We start from the raw sequence: 24,874 nt of genomic DNA, 5'->3' as shown, positions 1-24,874 counted from the left end.
CTCCCCGCCGGGCTCGGGTCAGCTCCGGCGGCCCGAGCGGGTCAGGCGGATCGCCGAGACGAGGAAGAAGATCCCGCCGAGCGTCGCGTAGCCGGCGAGGGCGGTCAGCGAGGGGTCGTCCTGGGTCGCGCTGCGGAAGAACGAGGCGCCCGCGAGGACGGAGATGCCGCCGCTGAGGATCATGGCCCACTGGCCGCCCATGGCGCGGCGCGCGAGGCCCACCAGGAGCTGGACGAGGCCGGAGACGACCGCCCAGGCACCCCAGACCCGCAGCACGTCGGCGACGCCCGAGGTACCGGCGACCGCGATGCCGACGGCGGCGAGCACGCTGACGGCCATGTTGGCGTACAGCGCCTTGACCGGCCCGGCGGCCTGCGCCGACCTGGCGTCCACGACGGCCGCGGCCACGTCGAAGGCCGGGTAGAGGACCAGCAGCAGCTTGGTGCCGGCGGTGAGGTGGGAGCCGGACGCCAGCAGGAGCGCGGCCCACGCGGCGGCGAAGACGAAGCGGGCGACGTACAGCCGGCGCAGCGCGGGCGCGGCGCCGACGGTCCGGGCGGGAGCGGTGGATGCCATGGGGTTCTCCAGTGACGAGGTGGGAGACACGTGGGAGAGAGAACGTTCTCTCTCGACGCAGCCTGGCACATCCCGGGCGAGGAAACAAGAGAGAGCGTTCTACCCGCTACCATGGGCGGTATGACCACGACGGCAGCAGGCGCAGGCACCGGCAAGCGAGTCTCCGAGGCACGGGAACGGCTCCTGAGGACCGCCGGACAGCTCTTCTACGCGGAGGGCATCCACACGGTGGGCGTCGACCGCCTGGTCGCCGAGTCGAAGGTCACCAACGCCACCTTCTACCGCCACTTCCGCAGCAAGGAAGACCTCGCCGTCGCCTACATCGAAAGCGTCGACCAGGCGATCCGCACCCAGATCGGCTCCCTGACGGCCTCGGACGTGCCGCCCGACGGCATCCTGCGCGGCATCGGCGCCTCCCTGGTCGAGCAGATCGGCTCGCCCGGTTACCGCGGCTGCGCCTTCCTCAACGCGGCGGCGGAATTCCCCGATCCCGGGCATCCGGTCCACCGCGCCGTCGTCGAGCACCGCGCATGGTTCCTGCGGACGATCACCGGCCTGTTCGCCGAGATCACGACGGCCCAGGCCGACCACGCCGGACGGCACTTCGTCATGCTCCGTGACGGCGCGATGAGCGCGGGCTGCCTCGGCGATCCCGTCCTGGCCGGCGAGACCCTGCTGCGCGGCATCGAGGGCCTGCTCCGGATCCACGCCGCGCGCGGAGGCGACGAGCCCGCCGCCTCCCCGGCGCCCGCCGCCGTCGCTGACGTCGAGTGCTCGCCGCCCGGCGCCTGAGAGGCCGGCTCACCGGAGAGCGCGGTCGGTCCGCAGGCCGCGTGAACCGGGCCGCGTCGGGAGGGGCGGTGCGGGCCGCGGCCGCTACGAAGATCACGCGTTGTCCGTGATCTTGGAAAGAACGTCCGCACGTCTCTCCCGCCGTACCGGCCGCCGGCTCGCCGCCGCGCTCTGCTCCCTCGCCGTCGCATTCGTCCCGGTCACCGCACACGCGAGCGCGCCCGGCGCGCCGCACGCGTGGTGACTTCAGCCTCGCCGGCTGACCCGACCCCGCGGGCGGGCCCGCCGGACCGGGGATCAGCCGGAGGTCCCCGGTCCGCCGGCGGGCGGTGCCGTCAGGAGGTCGAGCGTTCCGGTGATGTCCAGGAGGCGCTCCAGGTTCGCGGGCCGGTCCTCCAGGTGCAGGCACACGCCCGCGGCGGTGGTCCTGCGGTGGATCATCAGCAGCACGGACAGGCCCGTGGAGTCGATGGTGCCCAGCCCCGCGCAGTGGATGTCCAGGTGCCGCACGCCGACCCGGCCGGTGAGCCGGACGGCGACTTCGTCCTGGAGCAGGTAGGCGTTCTCGTAGTCGAGGTCCCCGTGGATCTCTATGCGGACTCGGTCGTCGGCGTCGACCGTGGTCAGACGCAGGTGGTCGGATGGCAGTGGCATCGTGGTCATGCAGGATTCCCGGCGGCGGTGATGTGATCGGTCGTGGTGAGGGCTTCGGTGCCACGCTCAAGGATGCGGGCGGCCCGCGGGAAGTCCTTCAGCTCACGGGCGAGCAGAGCGAGCGCAGGAGGCAGTGACTGCGCGGGCACTCCGCGGGCGACGAGTATCCGGGCGGTCCAGGTGAGGAACGACCCGAACAGGTCCTCGTCGCCGAGATAGAGGGCGGTGGCGAGGAACTCCACGATGTGCGCGAGATCTTCGGCCGTGCGTTCGCGCTGCGCCTCGTCGTAGCCGCGCATGGCGGGGAACGCGTCCTCCAGCGCGGTGAAGACGGTCCGCACCAGATTGGGGCGGCTCCGGGCCACCATCGTGTACTCCTGGTCGGCCAGGTGCGGCAGGTCGTCCACCTGCTGGTGGTCGAAGTGCGGGCGCGGCAGCGGCCCGCGCGCGAGGCGGTCGGCCGCGGCACGGGCGTCGGGGGCCCAGGCGTCGGCACCGAGCAGGCGCGCGTACCGTCCGTCGGGGCCGAAGGCGGCGCCGCCGACCAGGACCGGGACGCCGACCGCCTGGCAGGCGGTGATCGCGGCGTGCGCGGTCGGCAGGCGGGTGGCGATCGAGCTGGACAGGGCGACCGCGTCGGCCCCGGTGGCGTGCAGGTGGGAGATGAGGTGCGGGGTGGGCACCTGGGCGCCGAGATAGTCGATCTGCCAGCCCCGCAGCTTCAGCACCTCCGCCAGGAGCCGGGCGGGCAGCGCGTGCCACTCCCCGTCGACGCACGCCACCGTGATCCGTCCCCGGGACGGCGTGGTGCGGGCGACGGGATGCGTGGCGAGCGCGGCGATGGCCCGTTCGTTGATCGCGGTCGCGGCGTGCTCCTGGGCGACGCTGATCCGGTTGGCCGCCCACTCCTCGCCGACGCGTCCCTGTACGGCGGCGACCACGTCCAGCAGCACGCTCTCCGCGTCGACGCCCTCGTCCAGGGCCTGGGTGACGAGTTCGGTGGCGGCGTACTCGTCCCCGGCGTAGACGGCGTCCCACAGCAGGTCGGCGAGCGCATCGAGGCCGGTGGTGCCGGGGGAGCAGGGCGGGGTACTGGTGCTCATCCGGTCAATGTGCCCCGGATGCGCCCGTTCACCGCGCTCGGACGACGGGTGCGGGGCGCGGAGATCACGACGACCGCCATGTCGTCGTGACGGCGGTTGCCCAGCCACTGCGCGGCCAGCATCTGCACGTGCTCCGCGATGCCCTCCGACGGCATGCCCGCGCATCCGGCCAGGGCCTGCTTGAGACGTTCCTCACCGAACAGGGCGTCGCCCATCGGGCCGCCCTTGGCCTCGGTGATCCCGTCGGTGTAGAGCACGCAGGACTCGCCCTCCGCGAGGGTGACCGAGGCGGTGCGGGCGTTGACGTGCGGGACGGCGCCGACCAGGGTGCCGCGCGTGTCCGTCTCCTCCACGGTGCCGTCCCTGCGGATGATCAGCGGGGCCGGGTGTCCGCCGCTGGTCACCCTCAGGTCCACCCCGTCGTCCCTGCGGGCCACGGAGGCGAGCACCAGGGTGGCGAACCGGGTGTGCTGGGAGTTCAGCAGCGCCGTGTTGAGCAGGTTCAGCATCCGCTGGTGGTCGTCGGCCAGCGGCAGCAGCGCGTGCAGCGTGTTGCGGATCTTGCCGGTGAGGACCGCGGCCTCCAGGCCCTTGCCGCACACGTCCCCGAGGGTCACCAGGGACGGTTCGCCGTCCACGGCGGCGGGGTGGACGTCGTAGAAGTCGCCGCCGATCCGCTCCTCGTCCGCGGAGGGGCGGTAGCGGCCGGCGAAGTCGACGCCCGAGATCCGGTGCAGGGTCGGCGGCAGCAGCTCCTGCATGAGCACGTCGGTGATCGCCGTCTGCTCGGCGTACAGGCGGGCGGCCGACATCGCGGCGCCGGCGCGGGCGGCGAAGAGCCGGACGAAGACCTCCTCCTCCTCGGTGAAGGCCGCGGTCCGCACCTTGCGGAGCAGGACCAGCGCACCGGCGGGGACGCCGTGACCGGGCAGCGGGGTGATCACGACCGAGCCGACCGGGCCGAACCCCTCGGGCACCATCCATTCCGGGGCCGTGGTCGGATCGATCCACCGGGACGGGACCGGCGGGAACCCGCGCAGGGCCTCGCCGAGGCCCGGGATGTCGTCCGGGTTGAGGCGTTCCTGGGTCTTCGTCGGCGTGCCGCCGCGCAGGCAGGTGACCACCGGCAGCTGCTTGCCGCGCGAGGGCGCGATGGCCAGCGCCGCGTCCGCGAGGCTCTCGGCGGCCAGCTGCGCGGTCACGTCCATGCAGCGGCCCAGGTTGAGGGAGGCGAGCAGGGTGTTGGACGCCTTCGCCAGGAACGCCGTCCGCTCCCGCTCCACGCGCAGGGCCTCCCGGGCCAGTCGGTGGTCGGTGTCGTCCACCAGCCACCAGGCCACCGCTCCGTCGTCGTGGACGCTCGGGTGGGCCTCGAAGTGACGGCCGTCGATCGCCCCGGTCAGCGGCTGCGGGGCGTCGAGATCCGACTCCCTGCGCGGGCCGGGGAACAGCAGCGCGTGATGGGCCGCGGCCAGCCACGGCGGAGCCACGTCGTCGAGGCGGGCTCCCGGCTCGGCCCCGGGAAGGAGCGCGGCGGCGATGTCGTTACGCTGGACGAGCGTGCCCCGCGGGTCGGCGACCAGTACCGGGTAGGGTGCACTGCCCCAGGGGAAGTCCCTAGCCGGTACGGGGGTCTGCGCTTGCGTGGAAGCCAAATATCGAGGACCCGCTGCGCGAATCCCTCACCTCTTCACCTCGACGGAAACGTTGCACTAAGGCAACCATCCATCACGGTGGTGCTCCGTGGCAAGCGACCACCTCCGTCTCCTCGGGATGCACACAACGTGAAGGCCAGCATATGCGTGCGCGGCGCCCCGGCCCTCCGTTCCCCCTATTGCGGCGTACCGGTCTCCAGCGGGAGGCCCAGGCGGTCGGCGAGTTCGGGTACGCCGATGCCGAAGGTCTGCCGCACCCGCACCGCGTCCGGCGTGATGTCGAAGACGGCCAGGTCCGTGTAGACGCGGTCCACGCATCCCAGGCCGGTGAGCGGATAGCCGCACTCGGCGACCAGCTTGGGCGCTCCGTCCCGGGTGAAGAGGTTCATCATCACGAACACCTGCTTGGCCCCGACGGCCAGGTCCATGGCGCCGCCCACGGCCGGAATGGCGTCGGGTGCGCCGGTGTGCCAGTTGGCCAGGTCGCCCCGCGCGGAGACCTGGAAGGCGCCGAGGACGCAGATGTCCAGGTGGCCGCCGCGCATCATCGCGAAGGAGTCCGCGTGATGGAAGTAGGCGGCGCCCGGCAGTTCGGTGACGGGCACCTTGCCCGCGTTGGTCAGGTCCGGGTCGATCCGGTCCTCGGGGGCGGCGGGGCCCATGTTGAGCATCCCGTTCTCGGTGTGCAGCACCACACCGGAACCGGGGGAGAGGTGGTCGGCCACCAGGGTGGGCTGGCCGATGCCCAGGTTGACGAAGGATCCGTGCGGGATGTCACGGGCGATCAGGGCGGCGATGGCGTGCTTGTCCAGCGGGCCCTGGCCGCCGGGCGTCGGGGAAGTCCGGGTCATGAGTGATCAGCCACCTGCACCACGCGGTCGACGAAGATACTGGGGGTCACGACGGTCTCGGGATCGATCGCGCCGGTCTCGACGACCTCGCGGACCTGGGCGACCACGGTGGTGGCCGCGGTGGCCATGACGGGACCGAAGTTCCGGGCGGTCTTGCGGTAGACGAGGTTGCCCATGCGGTCCGCCCGATGGGCGCCGATCAGCGCCACGTCGCCGCGGATCGGGTGTTCGAGCACATGGAGGCGGCCGTCGATCTCGCGCACCTCCTTGCCCTCCGCGAGCAGCGTGCCGGCGCCGGTGGGGCAGTAGAAGGCGCCGATGCCCGCTCCGGCCGCCCTGAGCCGTTCCGCCAGCGTGCCCTGGGGGACCACTTCGAGTTCGATGCGGCCCGCCCGGTACAGCCCGTCGAACACCCAGGAGTCGGTCTGGCGGGGGAAGGAACAGATCACCTTGCGGACGCGCCCCGCGGCCAGCAGCGCGGCCAGACCGGTGTCGCCGTTGCCCGCGTTGTTGGAGACGACCGTGAGGCCGGTGGCGCCCTGCCGGATCAGCGCGTCGATCAGCGCCACCGGCATGCCCGCCATGCCGAAGCCGCCGACGAGCACCGTGGCGCCGTCCTGGACGCCGGCGACCGCCTCGTCGGTACCGGCACACAGCTGTGTGGTCACCGGCTGCCCCCGGCGACGTTCTCCAGGACCACGGCGAGGGCCTGCCCGACGCCGATGCAGACCGCCGCGACACCCCACCGGGAGCCGGACTCCTGCAGCCGTCGGCTGAGCGTGCCCAGCAGACGGCCGCCGGACGCACCGAGGGGATGACCGAGCGCGATGGCCCCGCCCTTCGCGTTGACGATCTCCGGATCGACGCCCCACGCGTCGACGCAGGCCAGCGCCTGCACGGCGAACGCCTCGTTCAGCTCGACGGCGTCGACGTCCGACCAGGAGATGCCCGCGCGCTTCAGCGCCCTGTTGACGGCCTCGACGGGCGCGTAGCCGAACATCTGCGGGTCCACCGCGGCCACCCCGCGGCCCGCGACCCGGGCCAGCGGATCGGCGCCGATCAGGTCGGCGGCCCCGGCCGAACCGAGCAGCACCGCGGAGGCGCCGTCGTTCAGCGGCGAGGCGTTCCCGGCCGTGATACGGCCGTCGGGCCGGTAGGCGGGTTTGAGGGTGGCGAGCTTCTCCAGGGTGGAGCCGGGACGGATGCCCTCGTCGCGCTCCAGCAGCGTGCGCCCGCCGTCCGTGACGGGGACGGTCAGGCCGTCGTAGAAGCCCGCGTTCCAGGCGTCGTCGGCCAGCCGGTGCGAGCGCAGGGCGAAGGCGTCCTGGCGTTCGCGGGAGACGTCGAAGCGGTCGACGAGCTGTTCGTTGGCCTCGCCCAGGGAGACCGTCCACTCCGCGGGCATGCGCTCGTTGACCAAACGCCAGCCGAGGGTCGTGGAGACGGCGGTCACATCCCCGGCAGGGAAGCCGCGTCCGGGCTTGGGCAGCACCCACGGGGCACGGGTCATCGACTCGACTCCGCCGGTGAGGACGATGTCCGCGTCACCGGTCTCGATGTGGCGCGAGGCGATGAGGGCGGCGTCGAGGGAGGACCCGCACAGGCGGTTCACGGTGGTGGCGGGCACCGAGGTGGGCAGGCCCGCCAGCAGGACGGCCATCCGGCCGACGTTCCGGTTGTCCTCGCCGGCGCCGTTGGCGTTGCCCCAGACGACGTCGTCGATGCGGCCGGGGTCCAGCGCGGGCGTCCTGGCGAGAACCCCGCCGATGACCTGTGCCGCGAGGTCGTCGGGCCGGACCTCGGAGAGGGCGCCCCGGAAGCGGCCGAAGGGCGTCCGCACCGCCGAATAGAGGTAGCTGTCCGTCATACCGTCACGGTAGGAGCGCCGACTGCACGGCGTCCAAGACCCAATCCCTATGGATTGATAAGCCACCCTTATAGACTCGGGGCATGGAGCTGCGTCAGATCCGGTACTTCCTCGCGCTGGCCGAGGAGTGCCACTTCGGCCGTGCGGCCGCGCGCCTGCACGTGGCCCAGCCCGCGCTGTCCCAGCAGATCAAGCAACTGGAGAAGGAACTCAGGACCCAGCTGTTCACCCGCTCCACCCGGCACGTCGCGCTGACCGAGGCCGGACACCACCTGCTGGAGCACGCCCGCACCCTGGTCGCGGAGGAGGAACGCGCCCGCCGGCACATGAGCGAGCTGGCGGACGGCCACACCGGACGGGTCTCGACCGGCTTCATCGGCACCGCCACCTACGACCTGCTGCCGCAGGTCGCCCGTACCGTACGGGCGAGGCTCCCCGGGATCACCATGGACCTGCGCGGCGAACTCCTCACCCCCGACCTGGTCGACGGACTCCTCGCCGGCACCTACGACCTCGCGGTCCTGCGCGGCCCCGCCGACCACGAGGACATCCGCACCACACCCCTGCGCACCGAGTCCCTGGTAGCCGTCCTCCCCTCCCACCACCCCCTCGCGGCCCGCCGGCGCATCCCGCTCGAAGCCCTCGCCGACGAGCCCTTCGTCGTCCACTCCTCCCGCTCCTCCATGTACGGCCGGGTCCTGGCCGCCTGCCGGCGCGCCGGATTCCGGCCCGCCTCGCTCATGGAGGTCGGCGAGACCGCCACCCTGGTCGTCTTCGTGGCCGCCGGACACGGCGTCGCCCTCGTGCCCGCGCCCGTGCAGAGCCTGCGTCTCGCCAGCGTCGCCTACGTGCCCCTGGCCCGGACGGAGTCCGTCGACCTGGTCCTCGCCGGCCACGCCCGGCGCGCCACCCCCGCCACCGACCAGGTCGCGTCGGTGATCAGGGAATGTGTGGACGACCCCGACCGGCGGCGGACCCCGCCCTCTACGCTGGGGGAATGACGAGCGGCACAGCAGCTGCGCCGGTGCGCTTCAGCACGACCGGTCTCCCCGAGGCGGAACGCATCGCCCTGTGGGAGGAGCACAACGCCCAGGCGCTGATAGGCCTGCGCTGCCGTTCCCTGCACGACACCGCCCTCGACGCGACGGAGATCAACCTCCAGCTGTCCCGGGCGCATCTCGCCCGCGTCCTCGGCAGCCCCCACATCGTCGAACGGCCCGACGCCGAGATCCGCCGCGTGCCCTCGGACGCCGTGGCCTGCTACCTGACCCTGGCCGGCGACGCCTTCTTCTACTGCGACGACGGCGTACGGCTGCTGCGCCCCGGCCAGTTGCTCGTCTGCGACGCCGACCAGCCCTTCGTCCGGGGCTTCTCGCACGGCCTGGAAGAGCTCGCGGTCAAGATCCCGCACCAGGTCTGGCGGGACCTCGGCGGGCCGCCCGCCCTGCCCCGGCCGCTGGTCGTCGACGCCGGCGCCGTCCACACCCGGACCCTGGCCGCGCTCGTCGCCCAGGCGCTGCGGCCGGAACCCTCCGACGCCGTCCTCGTCGACGAGGACGCCGTCCTGGACCTGCTCGTCTCCTCCGCGAACGGCCGCGCCCCGGCCCTGTCCACCGTGCACCTCACCGTCGCGAAGACCTACGTCGACGACCACCTCGCCGACCCGGGCCTGTCGGCGGCCCGCATCGCCCGCGGCATCGGGATCAGCGAACGCCACCTGTCCCGTGTGTTCGCCGCGGGCGGCACCAGCGTGCCGCGGTACCTGCTGGGGCGCCGCCTCGAACGCGCCCGCACCCTGCTGGGCGCCGGGGGCGAGGCGACGGTGGCTGAGGTGGCCGCGCGCTGCGGGTTCGCGTCGGCGGCCCACTTCTCGCACCGGTTCAGAGAGCACTACGGCCTGCGCGCGGGCGACGTCCTGCGCGAGGCCCGCGCCCGCTCGTGACGAGGACCCCGCACGCTCACGTGCCGTCGGGTGCCAGCACGATGTCGAAGCGGACCCGGGACCACGACCGCCCGCCCAGGTCCCGCCCGTCCGGCGTGGGCATGCCGGCCGGCTGGGCCACGAAGTCCTTCACCAGCGACTCCTTCACCCCGAACACGGAGTCCCGGTCCAGCAGTTCGTCACCGCGGACGAAGATGTGCGTGACCAGCGTGCGCCGCGCGGCCGCGCTCACCATGAAATGCAGGTGCGAGGCGCGCATCGGCGACCGGCCGGTCGCCGCCAGCAGCCCTCCCACCGGACCGTCGTGCGGAATGGGGTACGGCGTCGGCGTCAGCCCCCAGAACCGGTAGCGGCCCTCGGAGTCGCTGAACAGGTGCGCCCGAGCCGCCGTCCGGTCGTCCCCGTACTGCGTGTCGTAGAAGCCGTCCTCGTCCGCCTCCCACACCTCGATCCGGGCCCCGGCCACCGGTTCGCCCGCGTCGTCGGTGACGGTGCCCTCCACCCAGCAGGGCTCTCCGGCCGCGCCGAAGGCGAGGTCGCCGCCCTGGGCGATCTCGGGGCTGTCCTCGACGAAGAACGGGCCGAACACGGTGGCCTCGGTGGCGTCGCCGTACGCCGCGTTGTTCACGGCGACCGTCTGCATGGAGGCGCCGAGCACGTCGGACAGCAGGATGAACTCCTGGCGGCGGTCGTCGGTGAGGTGCCCGGTGCGGGTGAGGAAGTCGATGCCCTTGGCCCACTCGTCCTCGGTGAGCCTGACGTCCCGGACGAACGCGTGCAGATGGCCGACGAGCGACCGCATGATCTCGCGCAGCCTCGGGTCGGCGCAGCCGTCGAAGGACGCCAGCACCTGCCGGGTGACCTGCTCCTCACGCTCCCGCTGCTCGGCCGGAACGGGCTCGCGATCGGTGCGGGTGTCGTTCATCGGGCCTCCCAGGCGTTCCGTACGAGAGCGGTGACCGCGTCGAGGGTGACGGGCCGCGGGTTGTCCGCGGGCGCGGCGGCCACGACGGCCTCGGCCACGGCGGCCACACCCTCCCGCGGCATCCCGAGGGCGGCGAGCGAGCGCGGTGCGCCGAGCCGGTCACGGAGGCCGGTCAGTCCCTCGACGGCGGTCGGGGAACCGAAGGCCGCGGCCAGGCGCCGCTCCGCGTCCGGGGCGAAGGGCGCGTTGAAGGCGAGGACGTGCGGCAGGACCACCGCGTGGGTCTGGGCGTGCGGGAGGTTGAACATGCCTCCGAGCACGTGGCACACCTTGTGGTGCAGCCCCGACCCGGCGGAGGCGAACGCCGCGGCGGCCAGGTAGGCGCCGTACAGGGTCTGTTCCCGGCCGTCCAGCGCCCGCGGGTCCTTCACGACCAGCGGCAGCCCGGTCCGCAGCGCCCGCACGCCCTCGGCGGCGAGGGCCTGGTCGATCGGATCCGTGCGCGGGGCCCACATGGAGTCCACGCAGTGGGCGAGCGCGTTGAGTCCGGAGGCCACGCTGAGGCCGACCGGAAGGGAGAGCGTGAGCGTGGCGTCGTAGACGACGGCCCGCGGCAGGACCCTCGGGTCCGTGCCGGTGGTCTTCACAGAGTCCTCGGTCAGCCCCCATACCGCGGTGGCCTCCGAGCCCGCGTACGTGGTGGGGACGGCGACGATCGGCAGTCCGCTGGTCAGCGCGACCGCCTTGGCCAGTCCCGTGGCGGAGCCGCCGCCGACACTGACGAGGGCGTCGACGTCCCGCTCGGCGGCCGCGGCGCGAGCCCGTGCGGCGACCTCGGCGGGCACGTGCATGACGACGTCGTCGTGCCGGTGGACCACCGGCAGTCCGGCGGTGACGCGGTCGGCGGACTCCCGCGCGCTCGCGCCCGCGACGACCATCAGCCGCCGGGCGCCGAGCGCCGCGACCTCCGCGGCCAGGGACTCCGCGGCCGCGCCGGAGGCGAACCGCACCCGCTGCGGCAGGGTGTCGTGAACGAACCGCATGGATCAGTTCCTTCCCAGGACGGAGAGCAGAGCGGTGCGCAGCCGGTCCTCGGGATCCGCGGGCAACTCCATGGACCGCCACGCGATGTGCTTGTCGGGCCGCACCAGCAGCGCACCGCTCTCGTCGATCTCGCGCAGCTTGGCCCAGTCGTAGTAGAGGTCGGTCACCTCACGTCCGGGGCCGATGACGACGGCCGTGAGAGGTATGCCCAGTTCCTCGCCGACCTTCTGGGCCGCCCGCTCCCACGCCTCGCCGGCGATACCGGTGAGCAGCGTCCAGCGGTCGTACGGCGCGAGGTCCATCAGCGCCTGACGCCGGGCGCTGTCCCCGACCCAGGCGTGCGGAAGGTGCGCGCCGGGGACGGTCGACATCTCGTAGTACAGGTCGGCGTCGCGTGCGGGTGTGGGGAGTTGGCTGCCGTCGGCGACCACGGCCGTCGAGGTGTAGTGCTGGCCCAGCTCGACGCCGTGCGCGTTGAACTCGTAGTTCTTCAGCTCCATCGCGCGCACCAGCGCGGCCCGTTTGGCTGCGCCCGCGGGGGTGTTGGCCTTGCGCTCCTCGATGGCGGCGGTCATCGACGCCTCGTCCGGCGCGCCGAGGACGCCCAACGCCTCGAAGATGTCGACGAATTCACGGCTGGACCTGTTGGCGCGCCGGACGATGCGCTCGGCGACCGGGGCCCGTTCGGCGGTGTAGGTCTCCAACAGCTCTGCTCCCGCATGGCCCTTGAGGACGGCCGCGAGCTTCCAGGCGAGGTTGTACGCGTCCTGCACGGACGTGTTGGAGCCCAGGCCGTTGCTCGGCGGGTGCCGGTGCACGGCGTCGCCCGCACAGAACACCCGGCCCTGCTGCAACCGGGTCGCGTACATCTCGTTGTTGCCCCACAGGCTGGTGCCGGTGATCTCCACGTCCAGGTCGGGCGCTCCCAGGAGGCTGCGGACGATCTGTACGGCGGCGGCCTCGTCGACGACCGGGGGCTCGCCCGCGATGTCGTAACCCCACACGATCAGCCACTCGTTCCACGGGCGCACCATGCGCACGAGCCCCGCGCCGATGCCGCCGACGTTCGAGCCGGGCTGGATCACCCAGTACAGGACGGACGGCCGGTGGGCGACGTAGCGGCTGATGTCGGCCTTGAACGTGATGTTCATCGAGCCGGCGATGTCCATCGCGCCCTCGAAGGGCAGGCCGATGTCCGCGGCGACCTTGGAGCGGGCGCCGTCCGCGCCGATCAGGTACTTCGCGCGGATGCTGTACTCGTGTCCGGTGAGCCGGTCGAGGACCCGCACGGTGACTCCGTCGGCGTCCTGGGTGTGCGACAGGTACTCGCTGGAGAACCGCGTCTGCGCGCCGCGCCGGGCCGCGTTGCGGACCAGGATCGGTTCCAGGTACGTCTGCGGGATGTCCACGGTGAGGCACGGCGAGGCCAGCCGGTAGTCCGCCTCGCGGTCCGGCCGGGTGCCCCAGGTGTGGATACGGCCGATCTCCTCGCCGGTGATGCTGGTGCAGAACACGGTGTCGCCGACGAGGGAGTGGTCGGTGGCGTCCGCCAGCACCTGCGCCTCGATGCCCAGATCGCGGAAGATCTCCATCGAGCGCTGGTTGGTGATGTGCGCGCGGGGGGTGTTCGCCGTCCACCGGTACTTCGTGATCATGATCGTGTCGACGCCCAGGGTCGCCAGCAGCAGCGCCGCCGAGGCGCCCGCGGGACCGGAACCGACGACCACGACGTCGGTGGTGACGGCCGAGTCGGCCGGCAGCGCGGTCTCGGACATCCCGTCGTTGAACATGGGCATCGTGCTGACCTCTCCTCGCGATCCGGCGGCGTTGCCGGCTGGGTCAGTGTGGGACGGACCCGGGCGGCGCGGAACGGCTCGGCGGCGAGGTCGGCGGATCCGCCAAGAGATGGCGGATCCACGAAGTCCATTCAATAAGTAATTATTACTTTTGATTTCTTTGGTGAGGTGAATCCGATGTCCGCGGTGGCCGGTCTCATCGGAGATAGATGACCACGCCGTTCCTCCCTCTCCTGCCCCGCCGCCCGTCGTGCCCGTCCCGTCCGTGGTCGCCGTCGACGCCGTGACGTCCCGGCACGCCCGTCGGCCCGGTGGGACCCGGCTTCCCCGAGGGACCGGACGGGCCGGGCGGTCCCGGCAGGCCTTCGTGCGCGGCACTTCCCTGGAGGGCGATACGCCGTTCCTGGAGTTCGTCGAGCTGCTGCTGATGGGCGATGAGCACGGCCGTCTGCGCGACGAGCAGCACGGCCAGCGCGGCGCCTAGCACGAGGCGGCGTCGCGGACTCTGCCAGGCCTCTTTGATCCGGATCACGGCATTCCTCACGTCGTGTGACGAACAGGGGTCAGGGAGGAGCGCCCGGCGCGGACGAGCCGCTGCGCCGGGCGCTCCTCGGGTGACGGACGGGGGTGCGGCTAGCTCGCCGGCGGGGCGACCGCGTCCTTCCCGTCCTTTCCGTCCTTGCCGTCCCGTCCGTTCGAGCCGTCCTGGCCGTCCTGGCCGTCCGTGCCGTCCTTCCCGGGCGGACCGATCGGACCGGCGGGGCCGGTGGGTCCGGGCGGACCGGACGGCCCGGGCGGACCGGGCTCAAGGCTTTCCTGGACGTTGACGGGCTGCAGCTGCAGGTCGTCGATCTGCAATTGCTGGGTGATGATCAGCGCTGACTGCGCGACAAGGGCGACGGTCAGCACGGAGCCGAGCACGAGGGGGCGCCGCGGACTACGCAGCGCTTCGATCACGCTTCTCACATCAATCCTCACGTTATGCGGTGAAGAAAGCGTAAAGGACGAAAAGGGGCGGAAGGTGAATTGCGCGTCGAGTGTCTTTCCATGTGGAGTGTCATTCCGCGGCCGCCCTTTTTCGCGACCGCGTCGCAAATACGGCGGTCCGCGTACGGCCGGGTCCCGCCGGTGCCCGCCGTCCGGCCCCGGAATCCGGACCGTGCCCCAGGGCGCCCCGTGTCAGACTGGGACCGGATCGTCACAGGTGGCGACAGCGGCGGCGGAAGGTGGCACCTTGCTGACATTGGATCTGCATCCGGTCTTCCGGAACAACCGCGACATCGAACTCTCGCTGCGGCAGATCGTCTTCCAGGCGAAACACACGGGCGAGCCCGTCGTGCAGATCATTCACGGAAAGGGCACCGGACAACTCAGAGGACGCGTTCTGGCGTTCCTCAATCAGAAGCACATCAGGCGGCTGTACGACAGGCTGGAGGTCGACACCGCCAACACGAGCCGGATCCTGGTCCATTTCACGCCCCGCTCCTGAATCCCCGCCCGCCGTACCGCTTTCGGCCGCTTCCCGTCAGGACGCCCTCCGCCGCTGCCTGATGGGCGCACCCACCCGGTGCAGGTGCGTCAGCGCCTCGCGGTAGGACCGGAGCAACCCGGTCTCGTGGTACGGCACGCCGATCTCCTCGCAGTACGCGCGCACGAGGACCTGGGCCTTCCGCAGATGAGGCGAGGGCATGCTCGGGAACAGATGGTGCTCGATCTGGTAGTTGAGCCCGCCGAGCATCAGATCGGTGAACCGGCCGCCGCGCACGTTGCGGGAGGTGAGCACCTGGCGGCGCAGGAAGTCGGGCCGGTCGTCGCCGCTGAAGGTCGGCATGCCCTTGTGGTTGGGCGCGAAGATGCTGCCGAGGTACACACCGAAGAGGCACTGGTGCACGGCGAGGAAGGCCACCGCCTTGCCGGGGGAGAGGAAGACGAACAGCGCGGACAGGTAGGCCGCGAGGTGCAGCAGAAGCAGGGCGCCTTCGAGGCGACGGCTCTTCATGGACGGCGAGAACAGCGCCCGCACGCTCGACACGTGCAGGTTGAAGCCTTCGAGGGTGAGGAGCGGGAAGAACAGGAACGCCTGGTGGCCGCCGATGAGACGAGCCAGGCCGTTGCTGCCGCGGGCCTGCCCGGTGGACCACACCAGGATGTCGGGGGCGACGTCAGGGTCGAGTTCCTCGTGGTTGGGGTTGGCGTGGTGGCGGGTGTGCTTGTTCATCCACCAGCCGTAGCTCATGCCGATGCCGAGATTGCCGAAGAGCCGGCCCCACAGCGCGCTCGTCCGCTGCTGCCGGAACACCTGCCGGTGCGCCAGGTCGTGGGCCACCAGCGCGATCTGGCCGAAGATCAGAGCCATAGAGGCCGCGACCGCCAGCTGCCACCAGGTGTCGCCCAGCGCGGCGAACACCGCCCAGGCCGCCGCCAGCGCTGCGGTCACGGCGGTGAGCCGCACCGCGTAGTGGCCCGTGCGCCGCCGCAGCAGACCCGCGTCCGTGATGCGCTGGGACAGCCGCGCGAAGTCGCTGCCCCCGGTGGGGTGTTGTCCCCGGGAGCGGAGCGGGGCCGATGCGGTGGAGGGCGGGGCGGCGGAGGAAGGTGTCATGCGGTCGAGTCTCGCTACGGCCGTCCCGCCGGGACCAGCCTGTCAGCCCGAGATCCGGAAGGGGGCCGGGCCCCCGCCACGGCATGGGGCTGTCCCCACCTCCGTACCCGCTGACCTGGCCTTCTTGCCGGCGGACGGGGTCCGGCGGCGGAGTCGGGGAAGATCAGGTCCGGTCCCTGCGGCGGTGGCGCCTCGACGTGCGGATCTCGCCGGCGATCGGGAGCCAGTAGTAGGGGATGAACGCGAAGATCACGGCCACGCCGAGGGCGGGCAGCAGGGCGCCGAGCACGGTTCCGGCGCCGAGCCACAGCAGCGCGAGCTGGAAGCGCCGGGTGATGGCCCGCACCCCGGCCTCGTCGATGGTCGGCGCGAGCAGCCGGCGGTCGCGTCGGGCGTGCCACCAGATGAGGTTGAACAGGACGGCCGTGAGCTCGAAGGAGAGGCCGTACAGGACGACGGCGGTGCGCTGCCCGTGTCCGTCGCGGAACGTGTCGGCCAGCACCGAAGCGGCGAACGGCAGGAAGGACAGGTCCATGAGCAGCACGGTGTTCAGGAACAGCACCAGCCGGTCGACGCTGCGGACGTGGTCGAACATGATGTGGTGGTTGGCCCACACCTGCCCGATCAGCATGAAGGTGATGGCGTAGGCCAGGTAGGAAGGCCAGAGCGCGGCGAGTCCGTGCAGCAGGTCCCGGGTGTCGTGCGGCGGGCGGATCTCCAGCACGAGCAGCGTGACGGCGATGGCGATGACGGCGTCGCTGAACGCCACCACCCGCGCGGGATCACGCTCTTCGCCGAACGGCGTCGACTCCCCGAACTCCTGAACCGGCTCTGTCATGGCCACATTCTCGGACAGAGCGGGCTGTTTCCCGCGCAGCCATGCGGTGCCCGGCTCGGTGCCCGGGGCGCGCTCGCCTCGGGCACCGAGCCGTGGGTCACCGAATGACTTCGCGCCGCCCCGCGTTCTCCGTGCGCTAGGCCGCGGCGGGCCGTTGCGGGGAGCGGAGTACGAGCAGCGTGATCTCGCTCGGGGCGAAGACGCGGAACGGCGGGCCCCAGAACCCGGTGCCCCGGCTGGTGTAGAGGAGGGTGCGGGTGCCGTGCCGGCTGAGACCGGCCAGGGCGGGCTGGTCGATGCGGACCAGGTGGTGGAAGGGCCAGATCTGGCCGCCGTGGGTGTGGCCGGAGAGCTGGAGGTCGATGCCGTCGGCCGCGGCCCGTTCGACGAACTTGGGCTGGTGGGCGAGGAGCAGGACGGGCAGGCCGGGATCGGCGCCGTCCAGGGCTCCGGCGAGGTCGGCGTGGTGGCCGGGCAGGCCGGAGGACTCGGCGGTGACGTCGTCCACACCGGCGACCACGAGCGTGTCGCCTCCGCGTTCGAGCAGCAGGTGGCGGTTGCGCAGCGGTTCCCAGCCCAGCTCGTCCATGAGGTCGACCCAGCCCTGGGCCTCGCTGTAGTACTCGTGGTTGCCGGTGACGTAGACCCGGGCCCGGGTCGCCCGCACGGTTCCCAGCGGAGCCGCCTGGGCGCGGCGGCGCTCGGCCGTGCCGTCCGCGATGTCGCCGGTGTGGCAGACTAGGTCCGCCTCCAGGGTGTTCACCGTCTCGCAGACCCGTTCCGACCAGCGGGCGCGGTCGAGCGGGCCGTAGTGGGTGTCGGTGATCAGGGCGACACGGGTGCCGTCCAGGCCGGCCCCGAGGCGGGGCAGCTCGACGTCGAGGCGGCGTACGCGGGGCACCCGGCGGGCCTCCGCGTAGCCCCAGGCGAGCAGCACCGCTGCGGTGCCGAGGACGGACCAGGTGACGATCCGCGCCCGGTCCTGTCCGTCGCCGACGTCCGCCAGGGTCAGGGCGAGCCGCAGCAGCACGCCGAGGAGGACGGACCAGGTGAACAGGACCCAGCTGATGCCCAGCAGGGCGTCACCGGCGATCGCCGCCCGGTCCTGCTGCCGCCGGCCGTGACCGTGCATCATCGCGAGCGGCATACCGACCAGGCCGAGGACGAACACGGCGGTGCCGGCCAGTCTGACGGCCGCCGGCCACTGCTGTCCGGCGTGCAGCAGCACCCAGCAGGGCACGGCCCACAGCAGGACGGGGGCGATCAGCGGGATGTACCGCATAAGGCGGCGCAGCCGGCCGTGGTCGGGCTCCCGCGCCGCGTCGTCGGCCACTCGGGTTTCACTGCTGTTGGTCACGTTTCCCCTCCTCGCACGGCAGAACTGCCGTCGCGCGCACTGTATCCGCCGGCCCCGGGACCGGCCGGACGGACGTGCGCTTCCGGCCGGACGACGCTGCTCACGCGGGCGCCGCCGGGCTCTGCCCGTCCGCGACGGGACGCGCACCGGTGAGGAGGGCCGTGGGCGGTTCCGGACGCTCCCGCAGCCATGCGGCGGAGTGTCCTCGTACCGCCTCCCGGACGCCGTCGCGCACGTCGGGGCCGCCCAGGGTACTCCCGGTGGCACCTTGGCGACGGCTACGGCTTCAGGACCGAGATCTCCAGCTCGGGATCGAAGCCGGAGTCCGGGGCGACCCGGCGCGCGAACTCGCGGACGCCCGCCAGCTGGCGCTCGCCGAAGGAGAAGTCCAGTGCCTCGGTGTAGTAGCGGCGCAGCGCCTGCTCGTCGAACGCCTCCCATCGGGCGGCCTGCTCGCACACCTTGTCGACCTCGGCCATCGACAGGTCCCGGGACTCCAGGAACGCGCGGTGGACCTCGCGGACGATTCGGGGATGGCGCTCCAGGTAGTCCTTGCGGACGGCCCAGGCCGCGAAGACGAACGGCAGGCCGGTCCACTCCTTCCACATCTCACCCAGGTCGTACACCCGCAGGCCGAGGTCCTCGGCCTGGTGGAGGTAGGCGCGCAGCGCGGCGTCACCGATGACGACCGCGGCATCCGCGTCCTGCATCATCAGCGGCAGATCCGGGGGACAGCTGAAGTACTCCGGGCGGACCCCCTCCCGCTCTTCGAGCAGCAGCCGGGCCAGGCGTACCGACGAGCGCGAGGTGGACCCCAGGGCGACCCGGCGCCCGTCCAGCTCGCCCAGCGGGACCTGGCTGACGATCAGGCAGGAGGTCACCGCACCGTCGCTGCCGACCGCGATGTCCGGGAAGAGCACGAGGTCGTCGGCGTGCTTCAGGTACTCCATGCAGGCGATCGGACCGATGTCCAGACTCCCCTCGACCAGCTGACTGTTCAGCCGGTCAGGAGTGTCCTTCGTCAGCTCCATGTCGAGAAGGGTGCCGGTGCGGGCCAGTCCCCAGTAGAGCGGCAGGCAGTTCAGGAACTGGATGTGCCCGACCCGGGGACGCTTCCCGTGTGCGTGCGGGGCGCGAGACGCGTGTGAGTTTGCCACCTCGACAGGCTACGGGCAGCGGTCCGGGCGGCCGCGTGCGGGCCGGACGCAAGGGTGCCGCGGTGCCCGGGTTCACGACGGCGGCTGCACCGGCACCTGCGCCCAGACCGTCTTGCCGCCCGGGCCGTAGCGGGTGCCCCAGTTGTCGGCGAGGCTGGCGATGATGAACAGGCCGCGTCCGTCCTCGTCGACGGTGCGCGCGTGCTTGAGGTGCGGGGCGCACTGCGCGGCGTCACGGACCTCGCAGGTCAGGTCCCGGTCCAGGATCAGCCGCAGCTGGAGCGGCGGGGCGCCGTAGCGGACCGCGTTGCCGACCAGTTCGCTGACGACGAGCTCGGCGGTGAAGCTCTGCTCCTGCGCGACGCTCCAGGCGGCGAGCCGGCGCCGGGTCGCGGCCCTCGCGAGCGGGGCGGCCTCGTTCCTGGCGGGAAGGTCGAGGGCCATCACCCGGTCGGCCGGCAGAGCCCTGACGCGGGCCAGCAGCAGAAGCTTCTCCGTCTCGTCCCGGCCCCGCAGGGCGTACGCGACGGTGTCGCACAGGTCCTCCAGGGGCTCCTCGGCCCCCGCGGCGAGCAGCGGTGCCACCGGGCCCGTCGGTACCACCAGGTCCTCGTTGCTGAGCGCGAGCGTGCTGCCCTCGGGCAAGTCGACGGTGACGGCGGGGAACGGGGCGTGCCCGTGTCCGGCGAGTACGGGACCCTCCGGCACCGGCACCACGCCCGACGTGCCGTCCGGATGGACCACGAGCGGGTCCGACAGCCCGGCGCGCACCATCGTGCAGTGCTGTTCGACCGCGTCGTACACCGCGATCAGGCATCCCGCGGTGAGTGGTTGGGCCTGGAGACTGTCCCCGGCCGGCAGGGCCGCGCGCTCGTCCGCGAGACGCGCGGCGGTGTCGCTGAGCCGGGCCATCAGCTCGTCCGGTTCCAGGTCCAGGGCGGCCAGGGCATGGATGGCGGTCCGCAGCTGGCCCATGGTCGTGGCGGTCGCGACGCCCCGGCCTGCGACGTCGCCGAGGACCAGCGCGGTGCGGGCGCCGGAGAGCGCTATGACGTCGAACCAGGCGCCGCCCGCGCCCGGACCGGGCAGGTGCAGGCGCGCGATGTCGACCGCCGGGGTCGCCGCGGGCCGCTGCGGCAGCAGCCGGCGCTTGAGGGTGGCGGCTATCGTGCGTTCGCGCGTGTACCGGCGGGCGTTGTCGACGGACAGCGTGGCATGGGCGCAGACGTCGGCCGTCAGGGCGAGGTCGCTCTCCTCGAACGGCTCCTCGGTCCCGGCCCGGTAGAAGCTGACCACCCCCATGGCCTGGCCGCGCAGCGCGAGCGGGGCGACGATCAGCGAATGGGCCTGCGACCGCGCGATCGAGGCCGCGCGAGCCGGGTCCGCCGACAGCCACAGCGCATCGGGCTGCACGCGTACCAGCCTCGGACGCAGGTCGGTCAGCACCCGTGAGAACGGCGTGCCGTCGGGCAGCCCGCTCACCTCTCCCACGGGGTGCGCCGAGACCACCCCGCGGAAGGCGGCGCGCAGCAGCCGTACGGTCCCGTCGACCGGTGCCAGCGGCGGATCCTCGCCGCGTACGATCCCGTCGATCACCTCCACCACCGCGATCCCGCAGAATTCCGGCACGACCGCGTCGGTCAGGGCCCGGCAGACGGCGATGACGTCGAGCTGTTCGCCGATGCGCTCGCGCAGCGCCTCCAGCACGGTCAGGCGGTGCACGGCCCGGACGCGGTCGGTGACGTCGAGCGCGAGCACGACGAGCCCGCTCCCGTCGTCGCGCGCGTCGCCCACCCGGATGTACGACAGGGAGTAGTACCGGGACCGGGGGCCGCCGGGCACGCGGGCCCGCACCACGTGGTCGAGCACCGGCTCACCGGACCTCAGCACCTCGCGCGCGATCTTCTCCTCGGCGGGCCCGGCGAGGCCGTACGCCTCGGGGAACACCTCACCGATCGCCGGATCCGGGGAGGCGGCCCCCTGCGCGGACGCCCGGCCGGTGCCCAGGACGCGCAGGTCGGCGTCGAGCACATGGAAGATCATCGGCGAGCACGCCGACAGGGCGTCCAGGACGGCGGAGGCCCGCCCTCCCTCGCCGTCGGCCGCGCGCGCCACCAGTTCACCGATGTGTCTGCCCACGGCCTCCTGCGCGGACCACCCGAAGGCCGCCTCGGCCGAGGCGGACCACCCGGTCACCCGTCCGTCCCGCGCGACCAGCATGAACGACCCGTCATCGGGCACGGCACACACCTCCAGGGCGGTCACTGTTGCGCGGCCACCCCGAACGGCCACCCAGGCTTCTGCCCGTTTTCACCCTATAGCGCCCCTCGGGGCCCGGCCTCGGGGCGCCCGCCGCGCCCGGTGAGGGGGGGCGGACCGGCCGGCAAATCGGTCGCGGCCGATGACCGGCCTCGGCAGACTGTGGGCCGTGGACCGCCTGGAGGAGATCGCCGCACGGCTGGCCGAGGTCGACGGTGTCGTGGCCGTGTGCCTGGGCGGAAGCAGGGCGAGGGGCACGCACCGCCCGGACTCCGACCACGACCTCGGCCTCTACTACCGGCGACCGCTGGACACCGCGGCGCTGCGCCTGCTGGCGGCCGAGCTGAGCGGTGGCCCGGTGGAGGTCACCGAGCCGGGCGGCTGGGGGCCGTGGGTGGACGGCGGTGCCTGGCTGACCGTGGACGGCCGGCCCGTCGACTGGATCTACCGTGACCTGGACCGCGTGCACCGGATCTGGCGGGAGTGCTCGGCCGGACGGTTCGAGATCGGCGCCCAGCCCGGTCACCCCCTGGGCGTGTACTCCCACGCCTACGCGGGCGAGGTGGCCCTGGGGCAGATCCTGGCCGACCCCGCGGGCGAGCTGCGGGCCTTGCAGGAGCTGACGCGTGTCTATCCGGAGCCGCTCAGGGAGGTGCTGGTCGACAACGCCCGCTGGGAGGCGCCGTTCATCCTGGCCGGCGCCCGCAAAGGGGCCGCCCGCGGCGACGCCTTCTACGTCGCCGGCTGCCTCTTCCGTGCGGTCGGACTGCTGGCGCACGCCCTGCACGCCCATGCCGGGTGCTGGGTGCTCAACGAGAAGGGCGCCGTCCGGGCCGCGGGTGAACTCGCCGGTGCGCCCGCGGACTTCGCGGCACGGGCGCACGCGCTGTTCGCGTCGCCCGGTACCACTCCGCGGACGCTCGGCGCGGCACTCGACGACGCCGACCGACTGGTCGCCGAGGTGTGTGCCGCAGTCGCTCGGTGACCTGCTCCCCGGCCGCCGGCCGGAACCCGGCGGGCGCGCGCCGCGGTCCCTGACCGGCTCAGGCGAGCGCGGCGGCCAGCAGGGTGAACGCGGCGACGATGACGGCGACCCGCACGTGGTGGAGGCGGTCCCAGCGGTTCATCTGCCGCTTCCAGTCGGCCGGGAGACCGTCGGCGGTCCACGTCCTGACCCGGTTGTTGATCGGCACGAGCAGCAGGACCGACATCGCCACGCTGACGACGAGCAGCGCGACGGCGGCGACGACCAGGCCCGCGCCGTCGCGGTGCCGGCCCGCGACGGCCCAGACCGCGGCGAGGGCGAGCGCGCCGACGTACCAGAACGGCATCACGCTGCCGAGCAGCCGGGCCCCGTGGGTGCGGGCGCGCAGGCCGTCGTCGCCGGGGAGGCCGTCGAAGATCCGGTTGACGAAGAAGGCGACCGAGAATTCCACCCCCACCATCACGCCGACGACCACGGTGGTGAACACCTCGAGTGCGGTGAGCATGACGACTCCTCGTTGCTAGCAATGCTAGATGATGGTGCAACGCTAGCGCTGCTGTAGCTCGATTGTCTAGCGATGCTAGGATCGGGGTATGTCGGTACAGGAACGCAAGGAGCGCGAACGAGCGCACCGCGAACGCCTCATCGTGGCGACGGCCCGTGAACTCGCCGAGCAGCAGGGGTGGGACGCGGTCACCACCCGCCGGCTCGCCGAGCGCATCGAGTACAGCCAGCCCGTCCTCTACAGCCACTTCGGCGGCAAGCGCGAGATCATCGGCGCCGTCGCCCTGGAGGGCGCCACCGAGATGGCCGCCGCGGTGCGGGCCGCGGCCTTGGCCGCCGACGGGCCGCGGGACCGGGTCGTCGCGCTCGCCCGTGCCTATCTCGGCTTCGCCGAAGGCAACCCCGCGGTCTACGACGCCATGTTCCAGCTCGACGGCGGACTGGCGTTCGCGCGGGAGGACACCCCGGAACCCCTGAAGGACGCCTTCGCGGCCCTGCTGGAGAGCCTTGGCGAGGTCGCCGGGGAGGGCGTCCACCCGGGCCTGTTCACCGAGGTGTTCTGGGCGGCCCTGCACGGGCTGGCGACCCTGACCCGGGCGGGGCGGCTGCCGCCGGAGGACGCCGAGCGCAGGGTGCGGCTGCTGGTGGACCGGCTCGCCGTCGTGGCGTGAGCCGTCCGGTCCCGGCGGGCCGCCGGGCGACGGGAGTCAGCCGCCGCCCTGTTCGACCACCAGATGGACCGGGCCCCGGAGCACGGGGCTGCGCCGGTACGGCGGCGGGTCGGCGGCCAGCCGGGGCCGGTCCAGCCTGCGCACCAGCTCGGTCAGCGCGATCTGGGTCTCCCGCCGGGCCAGCGCGGCACCGAAGCACAGGTGGCTGCCACCGCCGAAGCCCAGGTGCTGGTTGTCCCGCCGGTCCGGGTCGAAGCGGTCCGGATCGGTAAAGCGCCTCGGGTCGCGGCTGCCCGACGCGAGCATGAGCATGATCCGCGAACCGCGGGGGATGACGGTGCCGGCGACCGTGATGTCGCCGTTCGCGGCCCGCCAGGGAATGATCTGCACGGGTGGCTCGTAGCGCAGCAGTTCCTCGACCAGGGGCACCACGAGGCCCGGTTCGTGCCGCAGCCGCCGCAGCACCGGTGGGTGGCGCAGCAGGGTCAGCATGCCGTTGGCGACGAGGTTGACGACGGTCTCGTTGCCGGCGACGAGGAGCAGTTTGGCGGTCGCGACGATGTCCGCGTCGGTCATCCGCCCGTCGGGCCCGTCGTCGTTGGCCAGCCGGGTCAGCAGGTCCTCTCCCGCCCGGCCGTGGCGCTCCTCGACCAGCTCGGCGAGACGCCGTCGCAGGTCCTCGCGGGCCCGTACACCGCTGTCCAGCCGCTCCTTCGGGTCGGTCTCCGGGGCGTAGTCGACCGAGTTCATGATGGCGTTCACCCAGCGGTGGAACTCCGGCTCCTCCTCGCGTGGCACGCCGAGCAGGTGGCAGACGACGGTGACGGGGAACGGGACCGCGAAGTCGTCGACGACGTCGACGCGTTCCCGGCCGGCCAGGTCGTCGACCAGGCTGCCGACGGTGGCGGTCAGGAAGCCGTCGAGTCCGGTCACCAGGCCGGGGCTGTGCGGGGGACCGAAGGGCCGCGTCGCCATGCGGCGCAGCCGGTCGTGCTCGGACGCGTCCCGGTGGATGAACGACGCCGCGGCCTCGCCGTCGGCCGGGGGCATCCGCCGCGACAGATTCCGTACGTCGGAACTGAGACGCGGGTCGTTGAGGACGTCCCTGATCTCGCGGTAGGTACTGACGACATAGCTGCCGTCCTCCTGCCGGGCCACCGGCGTCCTGCGCAACTCGGCGTACAGCGGGTAGGGGTCGGACCGGGCGGAGTGGTCGAAGAGGCGTGCCAGCGTGCCGGCCGTCCCGGTCGCGGGCGTCCGGCCGCCCGCCCGCCGGTGCCGACGCCGGTGCCCGGC

Annotated in this window: 24 protein-coding genes; 6 read left to right on the top strand and 18 right to left on the bottom strand. The window is 72.6% G+C overall.

The features are described 5' to 3' along the window. Nucleotides 1-18: 18 nt before the first annotated feature. Entirely contained in the window at nucleotides 19-576 is a 558-nt protein-coding gene (locus ACIQOE_RS32495; RefSeq protein WP_401415249.1) for a hypothetical protein, read from the bottom strand. Nucleotides 577-687: 111 nt separating this feature from the next. Between ACIQOE_RS32495 and ACIQOE_RS32490 the strand changes: the two genes are divergently transcribed. Beyond that, complete coding sequence (locus tag ACIQOE_RS32490; protein ID WP_401415247.1) at nucleotides 688-1,368, top strand: TetR/AcrR family transcriptional regulator; 681 nt, start codon at nucleotides 688-690, stop codon at nucleotides 1,366-1,368. A 297-nt stretch (nucleotides 1,369-1,665) separates the two neighbouring features. Here the strand turns inward: ACIQOE_RS32490 and ACIQOE_RS32485 are convergent, their stop codons facing one another. The 6 genes from ACIQOE_RS32485 to ACIQOE_RS32460 all read right to left on the bottom strand — a co-directional run bounded on the left by ACIQOE_RS32485 (nucleotide 1,666) and on the right by ACIQOE_RS32460 (nucleotide 7,498). Beyond that, nucleotides 1,666-2,031, bottom strand: coding sequence for an STAS domain-containing protein (locus ACIQOE_RS32485; protein WP_351323320.1), 366 nt, complete (start codon nucleotides 2,029-2,031; stop codon nucleotides 1,666-1,668). Continuing rightward, nucleotides 2,028-3,125 carry a B12-binding domain-containing protein gene (locus ACIQOE_RS32480; protein ID WP_401415245.1) on the bottom strand — a complete coding sequence of 366 codons (1,098 nt, stop codon included), beginning with the start codon at nucleotides 3,123-3,125 and terminating at the stop codon, nucleotides 2,028-2,030. Before ACIQOE_RS32480 ends, ACIQOE_RS32485 begins: the two co-directional genes overlap by 4 nt. Further along, the gene (locus ACIQOE_RS32475; RefSeq protein ID WP_401415243.1) at nucleotides 3,122-4,780 is read right to left on the bottom strand and encodes a PP2C family protein-serine/threonine phosphatase; all 1,659 of its coding nucleotides are present in this window, start codon (nucleotides 4,778-4,780) and stop codon (nucleotides 3,122-3,124) included. The genes ACIQOE_RS32480 and ACIQOE_RS32475 overlap by 4 nt, the downstream gene beginning before the upstream one ends. A gap of 176 nt (nucleotides 4,781-4,956) precedes the next feature. Continuing rightward, nucleotides 4,957-5,631, bottom strand: a complete 675-nt coding sequence (locus ACIQOE_RS32470; protein ID WP_401415241.1) for a 3-oxoacid CoA-transferase subunit B — start codon at nucleotides 5,629-5,631, stop codon at nucleotides 4,957-4,959. After that, nucleotides 5,628-6,299, bottom strand: coding sequence for a 3-oxoacid CoA-transferase subunit A (locus tag ACIQOE_RS32465; protein ID WP_365557066.1), 672 nt, complete (start codon nucleotides 6,297-6,299; stop codon nucleotides 5,628-5,630). The genes ACIQOE_RS32470 and ACIQOE_RS32465 overlap by 4 nt, the downstream gene beginning before the upstream one ends. Beyond that, nucleotides 6,296-7,498, bottom strand: coding sequence for a thiolase family protein (locus ACIQOE_RS32460; protein ID WP_365557068.1), 1,203 nt, complete (start codon nucleotides 7,496-7,498; stop codon nucleotides 6,296-6,298). Before ACIQOE_RS32460 ends, ACIQOE_RS32465 begins: the two co-directional genes overlap by 4 nt. A gap of 83 nt (nucleotides 7,499-7,581) precedes the next feature. Here ACIQOE_RS32460 and ACIQOE_RS32455 point away from each other — a divergent pair, with 83 nt between their 5' ends. Both ACIQOE_RS32455 and ACIQOE_RS32450 read left to right on the top strand, forming a co-directional pair. After that, on the top strand, nucleotides 7,582-8,499 hold the full coding sequence (locus ACIQOE_RS32455; protein WP_401415238.1) for a LysR substrate-binding domain-containing protein: 918 nt from the start codon (nucleotides 7,582-7,584) through the stop codon (nucleotides 8,497-8,499). Continuing rightward, nucleotides 8,496-9,440 carry an AraC family transcriptional regulator gene (locus tag ACIQOE_RS32450; protein ID WP_401415236.1) on the top strand — a complete coding sequence of 315 codons (945 nt, stop codon included), beginning with the start codon at nucleotides 8,496-8,498 and terminating at the stop codon, nucleotides 9,438-9,440. The genes ACIQOE_RS32455 and ACIQOE_RS32450 overlap by 4 nt, the downstream gene beginning before the upstream one ends. Nucleotides 9,441-9,456: 16 nt before the next feature. Here the strand turns inward: ACIQOE_RS32450 and ACIQOE_RS32445 are convergent, their stop codons facing one another. The 4 genes from ACIQOE_RS32445 to ACIQOE_RS32430 all read right to left on the bottom strand — a co-directional run bounded on the left by ACIQOE_RS32445 (nucleotide 9,457) and on the right by ACIQOE_RS32430 (nucleotide 14,162). Then, a complete protein-coding gene (locus ACIQOE_RS32445; RefSeq protein WP_399010531.1) occupies nucleotides 9,457-10,365 on the bottom strand; it encodes a dioxygenase in 909 nt (302 codons plus the stop codon). Continuing rightward, nucleotides 10,362-11,408, bottom strand: coding sequence for a maleylacetate reductase (locus tag ACIQOE_RS32440; protein WP_401415234.1), 1,047 nt, complete (start codon nucleotides 11,406-11,408; stop codon nucleotides 10,362-10,364). The genes ACIQOE_RS32445 and ACIQOE_RS32440 overlap by 4 nt, the downstream gene beginning before the upstream one ends. 3 nt (nucleotides 11,409-11,411) lie before the next feature. Beyond that, the gene (locus ACIQOE_RS32435) at nucleotides 11,412-13,205 is read right to left on the bottom strand and encodes an FAD-dependent oxidoreductase (protein ID WP_399010529.1); all 1,794 of its coding nucleotides are present in this window, start codon (nucleotides 13,203-13,205) and stop codon (nucleotides 11,412-11,414) included. A gap of 633 nt (nucleotides 13,206-13,838) precedes the next feature. Further along, the gene (locus tag ACIQOE_RS32430) at nucleotides 13,839-14,162 is read right to left on the bottom strand and encodes a hypothetical protein (protein ID WP_351323331.1); all 324 of its coding nucleotides are present in this window, start codon (nucleotides 14,160-14,162) and stop codon (nucleotides 13,839-13,841) included. Between the two features lie 247 nt (nucleotides 14,163-14,409). Between ACIQOE_RS32430 and ACIQOE_RS32425 the strand changes: the two genes are divergently transcribed. Continuing rightward, nucleotides 14,410-14,694, top strand: coding sequence for a Smr/MutS family protein (locus ACIQOE_RS32425; protein WP_401415231.1), 285 nt, complete (start codon nucleotides 14,410-14,412; stop codon nucleotides 14,692-14,694). A 36-nt stretch (nucleotides 14,695-14,730) separates the two neighbouring features. Here ACIQOE_RS32425 and ACIQOE_RS32420 read toward each other — a convergent pair whose 3' ends face one another. The 5 genes from ACIQOE_RS32420 to ACIQOE_RS32400 form a co-directional block, all read right to left on the bottom strand. Next, nucleotides 14,731-15,807: a fatty acid desaturase family protein gene (locus ACIQOE_RS32420; protein ID WP_401415229.1), complete on the bottom strand. Its 1,077-nt coding sequence runs from the start codon at nucleotides 15,805-15,807 to the stop codon at nucleotides 14,731-14,733. A 163-nt stretch (nucleotides 15,808-15,970) separates the two neighbouring features. Then, entirely contained in the window at nucleotides 15,971-16,645 is a 675-nt protein-coding gene (locus tag ACIQOE_RS32415) for a TMEM175 family protein (protein ID WP_399010526.1), read from the bottom strand. A gap of 136 nt (nucleotides 16,646-16,781) precedes the next feature. Further along, complete coding sequence (locus tag ACIQOE_RS32410; protein ID WP_401415227.1) at nucleotides 16,782-18,002, bottom strand: metallophosphoesterase; 1,221 nt, start codon at nucleotides 18,000-18,002, stop codon at nucleotides 16,782-16,784. A gap of 278 nt (nucleotides 18,003-18,280) precedes the next feature. Then, nucleotides 18,281-19,159, bottom strand: a complete 879-nt coding sequence (locus ACIQOE_RS32405; protein WP_365574294.1) for a menaquinone biosynthesis protein — start codon at nucleotides 19,157-19,159, stop codon at nucleotides 18,281-18,283. Between the two features lie 72 nt (nucleotides 19,160-19,231). Next, nucleotides 19,232-21,400, bottom strand: a complete 2,169-nt coding sequence (locus ACIQOE_RS32400; protein ID WP_401415225.1) for a SpoIIE family protein phosphatase — start codon at nucleotides 21,398-21,400, stop codon at nucleotides 19,232-19,234. A 160-nt stretch (nucleotides 21,401-21,560) separates the two neighbouring features. Between ACIQOE_RS32400 and ACIQOE_RS32395 the strand changes: the two genes are divergently transcribed. Further along, nucleotides 21,561-22,403 carry a nucleotidyltransferase domain-containing protein gene (locus ACIQOE_RS32395; RefSeq protein ID WP_401415223.1) on the top strand — a complete coding sequence of 281 codons (843 nt, stop codon included), beginning with the start codon at nucleotides 21,561-21,563 and terminating at the stop codon, nucleotides 22,401-22,403. A 58-nt stretch (nucleotides 22,404-22,461) separates the two neighbouring features. On the opposite strand, the gene ACIQOE_RS32390 is transcribed toward ACIQOE_RS32395, so the two are convergent. Further along, a complete protein-coding gene (locus ACIQOE_RS32390) occupies nucleotides 22,462-22,908 on the bottom strand; it encodes an anthrone oxygenase family protein (RefSeq protein ID WP_401415221.1) in 447 nt (148 codons plus the stop codon). Nucleotides 22,909-22,996: 88 nt separating this feature from the next. On the opposite strand from ACIQOE_RS32390, the gene ACIQOE_RS32385 reads away from it, so the two are divergent. After that, nucleotides 22,997-23,578, top strand: coding sequence for a TetR/AcrR family transcriptional regulator (locus ACIQOE_RS32385; protein ID WP_399010517.1), 582 nt, complete (start codon nucleotides 22,997-22,999; stop codon nucleotides 23,576-23,578). Nucleotides 23,579-23,614: 36 nt separating this feature from the next. On the opposite strand, the gene ACIQOE_RS32380 is transcribed toward ACIQOE_RS32385, so the two are convergent. Next, nucleotides 23,615-24,736 carry a cytochrome P450 gene (locus ACIQOE_RS32380; protein WP_401415472.1) on the bottom strand — a complete coding sequence of 374 codons (1,122 nt, stop codon included), beginning with the start codon at nucleotides 24,734-24,736 and terminating at the stop codon, nucleotides 23,615-23,617. Nucleotides 24,737-24,874 lie beyond the last annotated feature (138 nt).

The organism is Streptomyces sp. NPDC091282 (assembly GCF_044757385.1).
Classification (GTDB): Bacteria; Actinomycetota; Actinomycetes; order Streptomycetales; family Streptomycetaceae; genus Streptomyces; species Streptomyces gramineus.
Note: the sequence above shows the minus strand (reverse complement) of the source record. Positions and strands in the feature narration are given on the sequence as shown.